This is a genomic window from Oceaniferula flava (assembly GCF_016811075.1).
GTDB lineage: Bacteria > Verrucomicrobiota > Verrucomicrobiia > Verrucomicrobiales > Akkermansiaceae > Oceaniferula > Oceaniferula flava.
Genome location: NZ_JAFBGL010000002.1, coordinates 479,499 through 495,280, shown reverse-complemented (window position 1 = coordinate 495,280; position 15,782 = coordinate 479,499). Strand labels below are relative to the sequence as shown.

Genomic DNA, 15,782 nt, shown 5'->3' with positions numbered 1-15,782 from the left:
AAAAAAATGAACAAAACAAATACACTAAGAACCTACCTCACCATGACTGCTGGGGTTGGTTGTGCGGCCAGCATGGCTGAAGGAGCGATCACCTTCTATGGGCCCGGAGCACAAAACATCACATCGGACCCAGCTACCCCCACCGGGATCAGTATCCGGAAGCCCAGTAATGGCCTAGCGCTGGACGGCGGATACGTAACTCGTATTAACTTCTCTGGTGGTACATACTTCACGAGTGGTACTGACCTCGCTGTAGGATCTGGAAACGGCATGGGCTATTACTTCATTGGCAGCTTAGGCTACGGAGCTAGCGCAGGAGACCAAAACTACGCAAACCTCTCATTCGATGGAAACGACAATGTCTATGAAGCCGTCGCCCAATTCTACTTCGATGGACTGGGTGGAGGTTATCTGGTCGCCGTTGCCACCAACGATACAGGAGAGGCTCTAAGTATCTCTGAAGGCAAAGCCATGATTGACAGTGTCCCAGAGCCTTCCAGCCTCGCGCTCCTCGCACTCGGCTCCGCGGGCCTCCTCACCCGCCGCCAACGTAAAAAAGCAGCCTAATTCTGCAAGAGTCTTCTTTACTGAGGGCATTTTTGCGTGCACATGGTCTAACTAGATCGTGTACACGCATTTTTTTTACTCGTCAAAAGCTCGGTCTCCCATGAAAAGAGGCTGAGCCGAGATGCGACCGCTAACCTTGACTGCACCTGCATTCACCACAATGATTGAGCTGATGACTTTAAAGTCAAATCGAGGCAGGATCCATAACAGAGAGCTCTAGCGAACTAACTCCGAACTATTCGTCGGAAGCCAACAGCTGTCGCCGTTGAGCAACTGGATGTGATACCAGTCACCTCGTCTTTCTAACACCTCGAACTCGGTGCCGGCATGCAGCGGCGAGCTGAAGGCATTGTCGTAGATGATACCATCCCCCTGACGCGCGATCACCTCGCGCTCGACCACTACTCCATCCACCGGATTGTCCCAGGCCTGGTGACTGACGAGCAGCGACACGCCAAAGAGCACGCTCAGCAATCCACTAACAGCCAAGCCACCGTAGAGCCAGCGGCCACGGCGGTAGAGCGACCACGCCACCAGCGCCCAAAAGCTCAGGTGACCGACAGCAAACAAGGATCCCCTCAGCGCCACCGGCCAGCGGTGCCAAAAGCTCAGTGCATGTTTCACCCGCTGCATGGTGGTTTCAGGCAGTTCATCAATGGTGAGCGATCTCACGTATTCGAGATTGTGTCGGACCTCATCATTCAAAGGGTCCAAGGCCTGAGCCCGCTGGTAGTGCAACATTGCCCGACCAGTTTCACCGGAGGAAAAGTAGGCATTTCCCAAGTTCATTTGCAGCTCGGCGGAGTTGAGTTTTCTCTGCTCGATCAGGAATTGGTATTTGAGAATCGATGCCTGATAGAGTTCCTGAGCCTTGCTGGGATTCACCAGGGCTTCGGCATTGGCGCGGGCAAAGAGGTCGTTGGCCTCGGTGAAAAGGCGCTGGTCGTCTTGCTCCGCGGCCAGCAAGCCGAGCGGAAGCATAGTGAGAATAAGGAGGAACAATCGTCTCATGATAAGGCGGCGTTGATGGTTTGGACCGCTTGGCGAGCTTGTGCGATCATGGTGGATAGGTCGGGCGTGGGACTGTCGGCTCGGTAAGCCTGCGCTTCACAGCGGCCGTAGATTTCGCGAATCGCATCTAACGAAACACGATCTCCCAGCTGGAGTTCAAGCTCCTCGAAGGTGTGTGCGTGTCGGACGAGGTTGAGTTTTTCGGCAAAGTAGCTCCTCACGATGTCGTCGAGCCGACCGATCCCCTGCTCCGGCTGAAGCTTCGGAGCAGCTTGTTCAAGCGCACGCAGTCGCTTGCTGAAGCGGGCCATCGCACGCATCGATCTGGCACGCACCGGATCGTTTTGCATCAGTCGGCGTTGGGCCGTGGCGAAATAGAAAACCAGAAACGCGGCCGGCGGTAAAAACAGACAGAGCAGCAGCCAGGCGCCGGGAGAAAAAGCAGCGGGCCGGATCGCGCTGAGCGAGGTGGCATTGGCGCGGATCCCTTCCGGATTTTTCGCCAACCGATTCTTCAAGGGCCCCACTCCCGTCATATCCGCGTCGAAGGCGGTCACCACCTCGGCGGCCTTCACCGTGATCGGTATCGGTGCGGATTCGGCCACCGCGTAGGACTTCGTCTGAGGATCAAAATACGGAATCCGAACTGCCGGAATGGATGTCGCGTCCTGAGCCAGTGGGCGAAGCGTGCGGATGTAGGTTTTCCTTTTCCCCACGATCCGGCCTGACGACTGCCGGGGCGGAATGGCAAACTGGCGGGTAAAGGCGGGCTGCGACGAGAGGTCAGGAAAATCTAACACCTCAGGGAAGGCATAGTCATCGACCACGATCGTCAGAGTGATCGGATCCCCTGCCTGCAGCACCGTGGGGGTGGCGGTGACCGTCACCTTGCAGGAGCCAACCACTCCGGCAAAGTCGTGAGGCTTGCCGGCATCCGGCAGCGGCAGCACGCGCACAGTTTGGGAGCTGGAAGCGGCGAAATACTTCTGATACTCGTCCCCGTCAGCCTCCGCGAAGAAGTTGTTATTGAAGTAGCTCGGGTAGTTGGTTCGCCAGCGTGCATTGCGATTGCGCGCGGCGGGCGGGGCAACGTAGGAGATCAGCAGGGTGCTTGGCGACCACTCAAACTCACCGGTCTTCACTGGGATGACGATTTTGGCAAAGGATACGCTGTGCACATTTCGCTCGGCTTCGTTGAGCAGGTTATATCTCCCAATCAAGCGCGTGTTGGCCACCGGCAGACCGATCGCCGCCTTGTCGTCGCCATCAATCCAGTCGAAGGGGTTCCGGATTTTAAAGGCTGGATCGTAGAACAAAGGCAGGTTCAATTTCACCGCGCGAAAGCCATTGAGCGGCAACGGCGACCGCCATGTGTAATCGACCATGAAAGGTTCGCCGACGTAGAAATCTCGATCAGGGATCTCCCTGACGATCTCCAACCCTGGATAGGTTTGTGCCTGCTTCACCTGAATGAACATTTCCTCATCCGTGCTCAAAACCTGGTCACCCACCTCCACGGAAATCGGTGGAATGGCCACCATGCCGGCACTCATCGGCATCATCCGGTAGCGTAACGCGACGGTGGAAAATGCATCTCCTTTGACCACTTCCTTTTTAACGAACTGGATGGCCAAATCGTCAGTGCTCTCGACTTCTTCGATGTCCACGCGATCTGCGGGGCTGACGAGGATTTCAAATTGGAACTCCTCACCGACAAAAAATGTCTTCGCCGACATTGAGCTGTGCAGGCTAACCTCGGGTGCCGCGATCGCCGTGATCACAGTCCCTAACATCGCCATAGCGAGGATGAGTTGTTTGTAGATATTCATGCTGGTGCTTGTCGTCGTTACCAATCTTTCTCGACCGGGTTGCCTTTCTTTTTGGCGCCCTGCGCCTGCCGCGCTTCTTGCATCGTGGCATTTTTCCGGATCACATCTTCGGGGGTGTCGTTCGGCGGTGGCAGTTCCATGGATTCGAGATTCATCTGATTGGCGTCGGCCGGTTCGGAGTCGCTCTGCGCTTCGCTGTCGCCTTCGCTTTCCTGGTCGCCCTCTTCTCCTTCTTCATCACCTTCTTCACCTTCCCCCTCTTCGTCGCCGGCCTCACCGTCTTCCGCCTGCTGCTCCGCGTCATCCGGGTCGGACGGCAGAGCGTCCAACGCTGCATGCAAGTTTTCCAAAGCCAAGCCTTCCTCCACGTGTGCCGCGTGTGGGTTGTGGATGAGGTAGGCCTCCGCAGCCGATTCAAATTCTTCCGCCTGGTTTAGGTGATCCCTGCTGGCTCGCAGAGGGCTGGCTTCGGCGGGAATGCCGTCGAAAAACTTCTTCGAAGTGGCATCGACGAGTTCGACCGCTTTTTCAGTCAGGCTGATGATTTCCTGCTCCTCCTTTTGCATCGTCTGCTCCCAGTTCTGCTCGGCCTGGTCGTCGATGAGATGAGCATCGGTCAATTTCAAGGTCTTGGCCTGCGCAGCGGCAGCTTTCTCGATGGCGGTTTTCAAATCTTCCAGCGCCTGCTTTAGCTCAGCCCGTCGTTGTTCTTCTTTTTGGATCTTCTGCTGCAGTTTGTGGCGTTCTATTTTGGCCAACTCCATGTTCATCGCGGCATCACGGTCTTGTGGGTTTTGCAAAAGAACGCGGCGATACATACGCACACTTTCGCTCACCAGAGAGAGTGCCGTGTAGGAGTCCTCCGCCTTGCCTGACAGGCGGTAATAAGTATTCCCCAGGTTGTAAGTGATGTCCCTGATCAGTCCACTGCCCGGCTGCCGCCCCAAGGCTTCCGCGAAACTTTGCTGGGCTGACTCATAAAGTTCCAAGCGATACTCAGCATTACCTTTCTTATACCACAGCCGCGCAGCCGCTGAGCTTGTGGCGGCCGACTGATAGATTTCCAATGCTTGCTGAAAGTCTCCACGGGCGTAGGCGGCGTCGCCCCCCTCCACCCCGGCGGCTTGTGCATCAGGCAGCCCCGCCAGCATCAATACCGCCGCTGTGAGCCAATTTTTTTTCGTCCGCCGCGTCATACTGTGTGGCATCAGAATCATCACCACTAACAGAATAAAAGCCAATGCGATCAGCCACTGGTAGAGTTCATCGTAATCAATCACCGATTCCTCAGCGAGCTGCTGTTTTCCTTCCTGATCACTGATGCGCTGATAGATATCGCCGAGCTTCATTTGCCGGGTTCCAACGGCGAGAAAGGCTCCGCGGTCTGCCTGCTTCACCATGTTCCGCAGCTGCACCACATCGAGCTTCGACCACACCTCCTGCCCCTTGTAAGTCATGTAATCCGATTGCTCACCGACCTGGGGAATCCGAGCACCAGCGGAGGCGTCACCTAAACCAATCGCGATCAACTTCACCTGCTTTTCATTCACCACCTCGAGAGCGTAGTCCAGGTTTTCACCCTGCTCGCCACCATCTGTTAGCAGAACGATATCTTTGTATCCCTGAGCCGAATCGGAGAACAACTTATCGCACACCTTGAGCAGGGCATCACCAACCCGGGTGCCACCGTGCGCAACGGTGTCCGGTCCCACACGATCCAGGCTGTTGAGGAAAAAGTCTTTGTCTTCAGTCAGCGGACAGGCAATCGAAGAGGAGCCGGCAAAAACCACCAAACCCAAGCGGTGATCGTCCAGCTCACTGACACACTCGGCGATGGATGTCTTGGCCGACTGCAAGCGGTTCGGCAATCGATCCTCCGCCAGCATACTCTTGGAAACATCCAGTAGGAAAACCACATCACGTCCCTCGCGCTGGAGCATGCGCGGGTGAGGATTGGCGGCAGGTCGGGCGAGAGCCAGGATCACCAGAGCACATGCGCCGACTAACAGCAACAAGCGCCACCATTCCATCGAGTGGTGCTCCAGCCCCCGCCAAGCAGCGTCCTCACCGAAGGCGCGGATATCTTTTTTTCGTCGCGCCACACGCACCCGGTAGATGAGCAGAAGCAGCCCCACCGAAGGCAGCAGCCACAGCATCGCAGGTTTCTGGAAAATCATCTCACTCATCATAACATCAGGGTGAAATCCGGAGCAGGGTGGAAGTTAATAAATATCGCAGTAAGAGCAACAAGAGAGCCGCGACGGCAAAGTGAGCAAAGGCCTCATCATATTCCATGAACTCGACTTCCTGCACCTTGGTTTTTTCCAGCTCATTGATCTCCTCATACACCGCTTGCAGTGAATCCATGTCGTGCGCGGTGCGGAAAATGCCGCCGGTGTGCTGCGCCATCTTTTCCAAGACCTGGTCGGATTCTGAGCTGGCCTGTGGTTGAAGAAAGGTGCCGTTGTCGGTTTTCACCACCTTGGGTTCGTTTTCATCCTGCAGGCTGATGGTATAAATCCTAATCCCCCACTCCTTGGCCATGGCCGCGGCCTGCAGGGGCATTTGTTCGCCGCTGTTATTTTCGCCATCGGTGAGCAGCAGGATGATCTTGCTTTTTAACTGCCCCACCTGATCCTCACGCTCCTTGAGTTGGGCGGCAGCCAGGGCGGTGGCGTCACCGTAGGCAGTGCCATCTTCGTTCGGCCGATCGTTGATCGTCAGTTCCTGAATCATGTAAACCAGCGCATCATGCCCCAAGGTCATCGGGCAGATGCTATCCGAGTAGCGGGCAAAGGAGATGACTCCTATCATATCATCGGGCCGACCCGACAACTCGTCGCCATCGCCGGCGACAAATTCCTCCATCACGCGTTTCGCCACCTCCATGCGCGTCATCGCTCCCTCGGGCGTCTTGATGTTGGTGTCCATGCTGGTGGAAACATCGACTAACATCTGAATGGCAATCCCCTCCCGGTCTTCACGTTGCCCGGTCGATTCCACCTGCGGCCGCGCCAGGCAAACAATCAAACAAGCGAGCGCCAGATACAGACAGAGCGGCGGCAGGAATAACAAGCACTGCCGCCAGGTGCGACCACTGTCCTCGAAGAAAACAAACGACGGGTAACGGATCGCCTCCTTACGCCGCTGCCTGCGCTGATAGATCATCAACACGGGCAGGAGCAACAAAAGCAGCAGATAGTAGGGTTCGGTTAGAGTCATGACCCGACCTCCTTTCCTGTCCGGTCCAAAATTCGGGCAAAGCGTTGATACAGCTGACCGACCGCAGCGGCATCGGCTGGTCGGGCGGCATAGCGCATCCGGTCGTAGTCGGCAATGGCATCGCCCAACTCTGCGTCCACATCCACCACTTGCTGAAGCCCTGAAAAATCGTGTTTCTCGAGGGGCTCACCGAGCCGATCTGACAGGGCGCGACAGAAACTTTTTTCCAACCGCTGCAGGACCTCTCCGGACTCGGCTGTTTGAAGTTTCTCAAATTCCCGACCGCACGGACTGACCTCATCCGTTAGAGTGCGGTCACGCAATAACCACCATCCAATAACTAATAGAATTACACTTCCAATCCCAACGGCCCACCACCAAGAACCTTGCTGTTTTTCCTCCGGTCGGTCGATGGGGGCGATGTCACGCAGCGGCTGATCAGCCTGCGTCAGCACCGAGAGCACCTTGACGCGATGTTCTTGGGAACGAACTACGCGTGACTGACCCTGACCATCCACCGCTTGCACGGTCACTGCGGAGAGCACACTATCGCCCGGCAAATCGGGCTCTAGCAGAAAAACCCGCCGCTGCCGCACCCAGCCATCGGCATCAAGCACAGGAGGATCTGCGTGCGATTCGAAAATGGTGAAGTCGCCCCACTGCCCCATCGGCTCGGCAAAGGCCGGCATCTGCACCTTGATCGATTCCTCGGCGCGCACCACCACCTCCACCTCAAGCATTTCGCTGGTGCTGATTTCCTGATCCGTGAGATGCACGGTGAGCTCAAGCCCGTCGGCCGCGACCGTGGAAGTGGTGCCCGCAGGCTTGCCGGTCTCTTGTTTCTGACAAGCGACCAGCAGCACAGCGAGGCAAGCTGCGAGCAAGATGTTGACTTGTTTCCAGCTCATCATGCGTCGGCACTCCGGTTCATCCGGTCTCTGAAAAATTGGATGATTTCGTGCAGGAAATCGTCTTCCGTATCCAGCGGTAGCAGGTCGGCATTCACTTCACGGCAGAGGTCCTGCAACTGCGATTGATGACCGGCTGAGCGGCTTTTGACCAACTTTCGGAGTCGGCTGTCGCTGCAATCGATGCTGCGCATTTCCCCCGTTTCCGCATCCACCATTTCCAGCATGCCACTTTTCGGAAGTTCACGTTCCCTAACATCACTGAGCGAAACGCAGATCAGGTCGTGCTGTTGAGCCGACTGCCGAAGTGCGTCACTGTAGGATTGATCGATAAAATCAGAGAGCACAAAGGCGATGCAGCGACGGCTACGCACTTGGTTTAAGTAGTCCAGCGCGCCGGCGATGTCGGTTCCCTGAGACTTCGGCTCGTGGCGCATGATTAGATCGATCATCCGCATCACATGGTTCTGCCCCTTGCGCGCCTTGATGTGGAGTTCGATCTGGTCGCTGAAAAGAATCAGCCCCACGTTGTCGTGGTTGTGTGCCGAGGCAAAGGCCAAGAGAGCAAAAATGTTCGCCGCCATCTCCCGCTTGGTGAACACACCACTGCCAAAATCGCCAGAGCCTGAAACATCGAGCAAGAAATAGAGCGATAGCTCGCGCTCTTCCATGAAGGTTTTCACATGCGGCTTTCCGGTGCGGGCAGTGACATTCCAATCGATGGTCCGCACATCATCGCCGTGGCTGTACTCGCGCACGTCCTCGAACTCAATACCCATGCCCTTGAAGCAGCTCCGGTATTCGCCAGCCAGCAATTCAAGCACGGCCTTCCGACTGTGCACCTGAATGTGGCGCACCTTACTTTCGAGCTCGCTCTGATTGATCATGAGCCTTGCAGTTTATTCCACCGTTTCCACCGTCGATAAGATACGCTGGAGAATATACTCCACGTCTTTCCCTTCGGCTTCCGCTTTGTAAGTGATCGATACCCGATGCCGCAGCACGTCCATCGCAATCCATTTGACGTCGTGAGGGGTAACGTAATCGCGCCCTTCTAACAATGCATGTGCACGCGCCCCCTTCATCAGGAAAATACTCGCCCGCGGTGACACGCCGTGGTTGATCAGCGGCACCAATTCTTCCAGCCCGTAGTTCGCCGGGTTGCGGGTGGCATCGACCAATCGCAGCACGTATTTTTCGATCGCCTCATTGGCATGAATGCCATCGAGCGACTCGCGCATTTTCAAAATCTGATCCCCCGTCATGATTGGGCGCACTTTCATTTTCGGCGCATTCACCGACATGCGTTTCATGATCTCGTGCTCTTCCTGCATCGTCGGGTATTGCACCATCACCTTCAGCATAAAGCGATCGAGCTGCGCCTCAGGGAGTGGGTAGGTGCCTTCTTGCTCGATCGGGTTCTGCGTCGCCAGTACGAGGAAGGGTTCGTCCAGAGCGTAACTATCGGTGCCAATGGTCACCTGCTTTTCCTGCATCGCCTCTAACAAAGCACTCTGAACCTTCGCCGGCGACCGGTTGATCTCATCCGCCAAGACGATGTTGGAAAACACCGGCCCCTTGTGCGGAGTGAAGTCGCCAGTTTGCTGGTTGTAAATCAAGGTGCCGATGAGATCGCCGGGCAGCAGATCAGGAGTGAACTGGATCCGACTGAAATCACCCCCCAACGTCTGCGCCATGGTGCTCACGGTCAGGGTTTTCGCCAAGCCAGGAACACCCTCGATGAGCACGTGGCCGTTGCACAGCAGAGAGATCAGTAAGCGATCAACCAAATCTCCCAGGCCCACCACCACCTTGCCAATCTCCTCGCGCACCTCGGTGAGTTGGCGGTTTTCTTCTGTAAATGATGTGTTCGTCGTCAAGGTGCTCATTGTGGTCAATTATCGGACTCTGTCCAATCACGTAAACGTTTTAATTCCCCCGGAATTTCATCGGATCGTTGGAAAATCTCGAAAACAGCGCCTAAATCGATCGCTTTAGGATGCGGAGAAAAACAAATCATCCGTCCATGACAAGCGATGCTGGTTCAGCTACGCTACCCAACAAGCAGCCATGACGGATCCCAAACTTCAAGCCAGCCCCATCCTCTTCCTCGATGGCGACTGCGTGTTCTGTCAGAAATCGGCCACCTTACTACATCGGTGGGATCGGTATGACCGGCTTCATTTTGCCCCGCTTCAGGGTGAAACAGCCGAGCTGTTACCCCAAGCCTGGCGACAACTCACAGATGAAAACCAGCAGGCTTCCGGTGCCGCTGTGCTTACCGAACACTACGGCACCAATAAGCAAACTCACTGGCGCGGAGTCGATGCGATCCTGCGCGCGCTCTATCATTGCGGCGGGATTTCCAAGCTCTTCTGGTTACTCCATTTCCTGCCGCAATGGCTCAAGTCGCCCAGCTACCGTTGGGTCGCCAGACACCGCCACCGACTCACATCCGGCCAGCCCCATTGCCTCATCCCTGATGAGTCCTTCCGGAAAAAGATGTTACCCTAGCTGAAAAATCATCAACTCTTAACAAAATATGTTTTGCTTCGATATACATACTTTGTAATCTCAAAGAATGCGATCGAAGGTGTTTTCACACACACGACACTTGATCATCAGCATCCCTCTCTTGGCTAGCTCGACTAGTCACGCTCTGGTGATGCCGGAATATGATGCAAGCAAACATCTGCGTTTTCTCAACTTTTCAAGTGCTCCGAGTCATAACGCCAACTTTATCCATGCGGCTTATGACCTCACAGGAGTGGCCTGGCACACCACGACCACATCACGGCAACTGGCCATGGTTTCTCCACTACATTTTGTAGGAGCGAACCACTACAGACCCGGTGTGGGTGCCACGCTAAGATTCTTGGATAAGAATGGAGTCCTTCGAGATTACACGGTGGCAACTCAGACTAATATCACCAATGACGAAGGAGAGAACTCCGATTTATTCATCGGAACACTTAACACCGCGATCACAGACAGCGACGCCATCACTTACCATCCATACCTGAACTACGATCGAGAGTTATCATACTACAACAAGTCTCTGATCGTGCTTGGCAAAACCACTCGAGGAGGAGCTGGCACGATTGCTCAAATCACTGACTCTCCAGTCAGTAACCTAAACACAACGCGGGTATTGAGGTTCGATTATCTTGTCCGCAGCAATGACGAAGACGGCTGCTATTTCGAAACGGGAGACTCCGGTAGTCCCGTCTTTGTTGATCAAAATGGAGTCGCGGCAATCGTCGGAACCAACAGTTTATTATCCTCGGTCACTACACCAGCAGGGACAAACTACCTCAATTACTCGAACTTCATTCCCCACTACGTCGATAAACTCAACGTGGTGATGGAGAGCACGGGCTACCGAATGACCAAGGCCATCCCCGGCAGTACCACGCTAGTTCTAAGCCACACTCCACCGAGCACAACCATCCGAGCCGGCCATGACTTCACCATCGGCTTGAACCTCGGAAATACGGGCAGCTCCATGGCTGAGAATGTGAAGCTTGAGAACAGCCTCTCCACCAGCTACTCCGTGAGCTCTGCGTCAGGTAGCAGCTGGTTTGATGAATCAACTAACACGCTCATTGCTGCGAGACGGGCCTCCATCGACACGAGTGAAAATACCGATTACAGTCTCACACTCTCCATCCCCATCGCTGGGAGCCACACTCACACGGTGACTTATCGTTCCGACCAGTCTTCCGAAGTCAGCGAAAGTTTCACCATCGATGTGATGGAATCCTTTCTCAGCTGGTCCTTGGGACTCAGCGACCCCTCGGTGACCGGTGATGATGATCACGACGGCGTGAGTAATTTGTTAGAATACGTATTCGGTGGCGATCCTGCGGTAGCTTCGCGCTTGGTCGCTGGAGAAAACATCAGCTTGCTGCCCCAATTCCAGCTTGTCGGCGGAAGCTACACGCTGAGCTATGTGCGTCGGATCGATTATGCCGACCGAGCTATCACCTATCAACTCACTTCATCCAGCACCTTGGCGATCGATAGTTTTTCCGACGCCAGCGCAATGATCAGCAACACCAGCATCTCAGCGATCAATGCGGAATACGAACAAGTGACCCTGACCTTGGCCCCATCAGGAAGCGAACGTTTCTTCCGAATTGAAGTCACACTGGATGAATAATGAAGTATGAGGGGGAGTAAATGTAGATCGTCCCGAATCAAACAACCCTCACGCACATCATCACAACCGTGGATCGGCCCTCGATAATCGTTGCATGAGTTCGCTCATGACCTCTTACTTGATCTTCAATATTCTGGGTTCGAGATAGCCGGTGTACACAAAGCCAGCAATGGCTTCGCTACGGGGCGAGATGCTGCATGGATCGTTTTTCCAGCCTGCAGCCCGAATGCAAAAAACCGCCTCCTTGCAGGCAAGGAGGCGGGTCAATGAAACTGAATGATGTCGAGCCGTTTAGTCTTTGTCGGCAGCCATGGCTTCCTTCACCTTGGTCTCGATTTCTTCGTAGAGCGCGGCATCTTCTTTCAACGCCAGCTTGGCGCCGTCGCGTCCTTGCGCCAGTTGGTTGCCTGAATAACTGAACCAGCTGCCGCGTTTTTGCACGATGTCGAACTCGAGTGCGAGGTCCAGAAGGGAACCGACTGAGGAGATTCCCTCGTTATACATGATATCGAATTCCGCTTCCTTGAAGGGGGCGGCCACCTTGTTTTTCACCACCTTGATGCGGGTGCGGCTACCTTGGATGGTGCCATCGGTCGCTTTGATCTGGGAAATACGGCGGATGTCCACGCGCACAGAGGCGAAGAACTTCAGCGCACGGCCACCTGGGGTGGTCTCCGGGCTACCGAACATGACGCCGATTTTTTCACGAATCTGGTTGGTGAAGATGCAGGTGGTGCGGGCCTTGGCAATGAAGGCGGTGAGCTTCCGCATGGCGGCACTCATCAAGCGCGCTTGGGTGCCGACGGTGCTGTCGCCAATTTCCCCGGCCAGTTCCTGCTTGGTGACCAGCGCGGCCACGGAGTCCAGAACCACCACATCGATGGCATTGGAGCGCACCAGGGTTTCACAAATTTGCAGGGCTTCCTCACCGGAGTTCGGCTGGGAAACTAAGAGATCGTCAATATTCACCCCGAGCTTGGCGGCGTAGGCGGGGTCCAGTGCGTGCTCAACATCGATGAAGGCAGCCAGACCTCCCTTTTTCTGGGCCTGGGCAATGGCAGTCAGGGTGAGGGTGGTTTTACCGGAGGATTCTGGGCCGTAAACTTCCACGATCCGTCCACGAGGGAAACCACCGACACCGAGAGCACGGTCGATCAGCAAGTTGCCAGTGGGGATGACATCGACATCGACCCGGTGGCCGTCGCCCATGCGCATGATGGCGGTCTCGCCGAAGTCTTTTTGGATTTGAGAGATTGCAAGATCGAGATTTTTCTTACGGGCTGCGGCGAGTTTGTCGTCGGCGTCATTGGATTTGGTAGCCATGGATTTTTTCGGTGATGCCTTGTCGGCAGTGGTTGATTTTTTGGCCGGCTTGGCGTCCTGGGTGGGAGAGGCAAGATCGGCGGCGGATGCGGAATTAGGTTTAGCGGCTGCTGTGCTCATGACAATGGTGTTTTTGGTTTTCCGAAGCCTGCCATCGCGATTCGGACGCGTCAATAAAAAACTGTTCACTAGATTAGTGTTATAGAGAACAGGTTCACCTGAATGCCGGATCGAATCGCTTAAGTGCACACATTTCCCCCAAAAATTAGCATGACCCGGCGCGCCATCCTGCGCATGCTTCCGCCGCACATGAAGATTAGAAAATACATCGGCGGCATGGTGATGACCAACGGCTACCTCCTGGGCGAGGGCGAGCACAGCGTGTTAATCGACGCGCCATCGGGCGTCACTGATTGGCTGGAGCAAGAAGGCGAACTTCCAGGCGAACTGCTGCTGACCCACCAGCACTACGATCACGTCGAGGACGTCGCCCGACTGGCCGCCAAGGGAGTGAAAATCCGCGCCTTTGCCGAGTATTCCAAAGATTTGACCTTGGAGAACTTTCGTGAGCAATGGGGCATGCCGATTGAAGTGGCTCCTTACCGGATCGACGATGTGCTCGTCGACAGCCGTGAACTGACTTCGGGGGGCATGACTTTCCGCATCGAACATGTGCCCGGGCACTCGCCGGACAGCATTGTTTTCATCACCGGTGAGAACGATGACTCAGGGCCGGCTTTGGCCTTTGTCGGTGACACTCTATTTGCCGACAGCATTGGTCGTCCGGACCTCCCCGGCGGTGACCAGAAACTGCTGCTGACCGGCATCCGTGAGAAATTGCTCACCCTGCCTGAAGACACCCGGATTTTCCCCGGACATGGATTCGAGACCAGCATCGGCAGAGAACGATCGGGCAATCCCTTCCTCTAAGAGCTGTTAGCGATCGATGACCGGCTCAAAACTAACAGACCCGACAAAAAACAGCAGTCGCCCACGCTCCAACATTCTTCATTTTCCTTGTACGCTCTCTTGCGTTCCCTCTGGTTTGGTGCCAACCTATGCCTAAGGACAGAAAGTCGAGCATTGCTTATCGAGACAGGCAAGCCAGCAGTGACTTCCGCCCTTCGATAACCGCATCGCGAGAGTCATCCCAGAGGCCTGAAACGGCTGCCTGATGTGTCTCGCAAACACACGAATTACAAACCCAGTCACCTAACAAAACCATGGAAGAGACATACGCAGACCCCAATCTAACCTCCGAATCACCTTTCAGTGAGACACCACCATCCCACGGTGCCGCCAACGATCTTCGCGCCGCTGCGGGAGACAAGGCCAAGCAAATCGCCCACGAAGCTGGTGACAAAGCCAAGCACCTGGCCAATGAAGCCAGCGTCAAGGCCCAGCAACTCAAGCAGACTGCGGTGGACAAAGCCCAGCAGTTCCGCGAATACGCTGGCACCAAGGCCACCGGCATCAAGGACACCGCCGGAGCCAAGGCCCAGCAGTTCAAGCAAGTGGCTGGCGAGCAAGTGCAACACGGCCGCGTCAAAGCCCGTGCCGTGCACGCTGACACCGAGGAATACATCCGCCAGAACCCCACCAAATCCGTGCTCACGGCACTGGGAGTTGGCTTCGTCCTCGGAATCATCGTTCGCCGCTAATTGATCAAGCAATCATTCGAACGTAGGAAAGTCGGGAACTACCTCTGTGTAGCTCCCGCTTTCCTCGTTTCCTTGCTGTTTGCTGGAGTGAAATAGGAAACCTCGCCGTGTCCGGACTTGTCTCCGCAGACAACGCAGTGTCACGTTTCCCAACATCGCTTCCGGCAATTTGCATCGCATCCTTCGATTATTAGAGAACCGCCCATCGATCCATGGCCGCCCACCCTCACCCCGATCCCACCGATCGGCCGTCCGACTTCACGCCAGAACTTGGCAATGCTGTTGACGCTCCATCCGACTTGAAACAAGCACTGAGTGGCTTTTTCGCTGCACGCGTTGAGCTGGCAAGCATCGAAGCCAAGGAAGCTGCCGGCTTTGTCAGTCAGAAAATCGTCCATGCAGTGATCATGGCTGCCTGTGGATTCTTCATCTGGTGCTTGGTGCTTGCCGGAATCACCGGTGTGCTCGCGCCCATCGTGGGAGGCTGGTTGGCGGATTCGGTAGCGTGGTTACCCGGCTGGTGTGCAGTGCTTTTCGGTCTAGCACTCTTACACGCCATCGTCGCCCTCATCTGCCTGATGCGCCTGAAGAAAAAACCAAGCGAAGAACTATTCGGTCTCACGCGTCAGGAACTTGAAAACGATAAACAATGGCTAAAAAGAAACAAGTAGCCCTGAGAAAACAGGAACTCATCGCCCAGCTCGCCGACTCGCGCGTGCTGATTGATCAGGGACGTAGCCAGCTGAAAGAAAAGCTCAACGTCAGGAAGCAGTTCCGCGGCTTGATGCAGCGCAAGCCCAAGCAGCTGCTTATCGGCTCGGCCGTCACCGGTCTCGCCGCCACCCTGTTACTGCGCCGACCCAAAAAAGTGAAAGCCGTCAAGGTGCGCAAACCTTTCACCAAGATCCTGCTCGGCTGGTTGCTGATCGCGATCAAACCCGCCGCGAAGAAGTGGCTGATCGATTTTGCCAAGAAAGCCGCCGTCGCTCAGGTGAACTCTCTGAACCAACGCCGCCTCGCCCCCATGGAGCCCGATCAGTTCCAAACACCGACGCCACCGCAGCCACGGTGATTTCTGTCAGAACTTTCTTTGATCTTT

The 15,782-nt window shown here is 55.4% G+C and carries 15 protein-coding genes; 7 read left to right on the top strand and 8 right to left on the bottom strand.

Annotated features, from left to right (window positions below; translation table 11 throughout):
• Window positions 1-42 precede the first annotated feature (42 nt).
• Window positions 43-567 (top strand): PEP-CTERM sorting domain-containing protein, encoded by a 525-nt coding sequence (locus tag JO972_RS05150; protein WP_309488935.1) that lies wholly within the window; start codon window positions 43-45, stop codon window positions 565-567.
• A gap of 216 nt (window positions 568-783) precedes the next feature.
• On the opposite strand, the gene JO972_RS05145 is transcribed toward JO972_RS05150, so the two are convergent.
• The 7 genes from JO972_RS05145 to JO972_RS05115 are packed head-to-tail and all read right to left on the bottom strand — an operon-like array spanning window position 784 to window position 9,426.
• Window positions 784-1,578 (bottom strand): SH3 domain-containing protein, encoded by a 795-nt coding sequence (locus JO972_RS05145; protein WP_309488934.1) that lies wholly within the window; start codon window positions 1,576-1,578, stop codon window positions 784-786.
• Complete coding sequence (locus JO972_RS05140; protein WP_309488933.1) at window positions 1,575-3,407, bottom strand: BatD family protein; 1,833 nt, start codon at window positions 3,405-3,407, stop codon at window positions 1,575-1,577. The genes JO972_RS05145 and JO972_RS05140 overlap by 4 nt, the downstream gene beginning before the upstream one ends.
• 17 nt (window positions 3,408-3,424) lie before the next feature.
• On the bottom strand, window positions 3,425-5,596 hold the full coding sequence (locus tag JO972_RS05135) for a vWA domain-containing protein (protein ID WP_309488932.1): 2,172 nt from the start codon (window positions 5,594-5,596) through the stop codon (window positions 3,425-3,427).
• 4 nt (window positions 5,597-5,600) lie between these two features.
• Complete coding sequence (locus JO972_RS05130; protein WP_309488931.1) at window positions 5,601-6,629, bottom strand: vWA domain-containing protein; 1,029 nt, start codon at window positions 6,627-6,629, stop codon at window positions 5,601-5,603.
• Complete coding sequence (locus JO972_RS05125) at window positions 6,626-7,540, bottom strand: hypothetical protein (protein WP_309488930.1); 915 nt, start codon at window positions 7,538-7,540, stop codon at window positions 6,626-6,628. The genes JO972_RS05130 and JO972_RS05125 overlap by 4 nt, the downstream gene beginning before the upstream one ends.
• Entirely contained in the window at window positions 7,537-8,424 is an 888-nt protein-coding gene (locus tag JO972_RS05120) for a DUF58 domain-containing protein (RefSeq protein WP_309488929.1), read from the bottom strand. The genes JO972_RS05125 and JO972_RS05120 overlap by 4 nt, the downstream gene beginning before the upstream one ends.
• 12 nt (window positions 8,425-8,436) lie before the next feature.
• The gene (locus JO972_RS05115) at window positions 8,437-9,426 is read right to left on the bottom strand and encodes an AAA family ATPase (RefSeq protein WP_343221534.1); all 990 of its coding nucleotides are present in this window, start codon (window positions 9,424-9,426) and stop codon (window positions 8,437-8,439) included.
• Between the two features lie 181 nt (window positions 9,427-9,607).
• On the opposite strand from JO972_RS05115, the gene JO972_RS05110 reads away from it, so the two are divergent.
• Window positions 9,608-10,051, top strand: coding sequence for a thiol-disulfide oxidoreductase DCC family protein (locus JO972_RS05110; RefSeq protein ID WP_309488927.1), 444 nt, complete (start codon window positions 9,608-9,610; stop codon window positions 10,049-10,051).
• Window positions 10,052-10,445: 394 nt separating this feature from the next.
• A complete protein-coding gene (locus JO972_RS05105; RefSeq protein WP_309488926.1) occupies window positions 10,446-11,699 on the top strand; it encodes a hypothetical protein in 1,254 nt (417 codons plus the stop codon).
• Window positions 11,700-11,990: 291 nt separating this feature from the next.
• Here the strand turns inward: JO972_RS05105 and recA are convergent, their stop codons facing one another.
• Window positions 11,991-13,022: a recombinase RecA gene (recA, locus tag JO972_RS05100; RefSeq protein ID WP_343221539.1), complete on the bottom strand. Its 1,032-nt coding sequence runs from the start codon at window positions 13,020-13,022 to the stop codon at window positions 11,991-11,993.
• Between the two features lie 270 nt (window positions 13,023-13,292).
• On the opposite strand from recA, the gene JO972_RS05095 reads away from it, so the two are divergent.
• From JO972_RS05095 to JO972_RS05080, 4 genes are all read left to right on the top strand, one after another.
• A complete protein-coding gene (locus tag JO972_RS05095) occupies window positions 13,293-13,952 on the top strand; it encodes an MBL fold metallo-hydrolase (RefSeq protein ID WP_309488924.1) in 660 nt (219 codons plus the stop codon).
• 293 nt (window positions 13,953-14,245) lie between these two features.
• Window positions 14,246-14,683, top strand: a complete 438-nt coding sequence (locus JO972_RS05090) for an ElaB/YgaM/YqjD family protein (protein ID WP_309488923.1) — start codon at window positions 14,246-14,248, stop codon at window positions 14,681-14,683.
• A gap of 212 nt (window positions 14,684-14,895) precedes the next feature.
• Window positions 14,896-15,354: a phage holin family protein gene (locus JO972_RS05085; protein WP_309488922.1), complete on the top strand. Its 459-nt coding sequence runs from the start codon at window positions 14,896-14,898 to the stop codon at window positions 15,352-15,354.
• On the top strand, window positions 15,333-15,755 hold the full coding sequence (locus JO972_RS05080; protein ID WP_309488921.1) for a hypothetical protein: 423 nt from the start codon (window positions 15,333-15,335) through the stop codon (window positions 15,753-15,755). The genes JO972_RS05085 and JO972_RS05080 overlap by 22 nt, the downstream gene beginning before the upstream one ends.
• Window positions 15,756-15,782 lie beyond the last annotated feature (27 nt).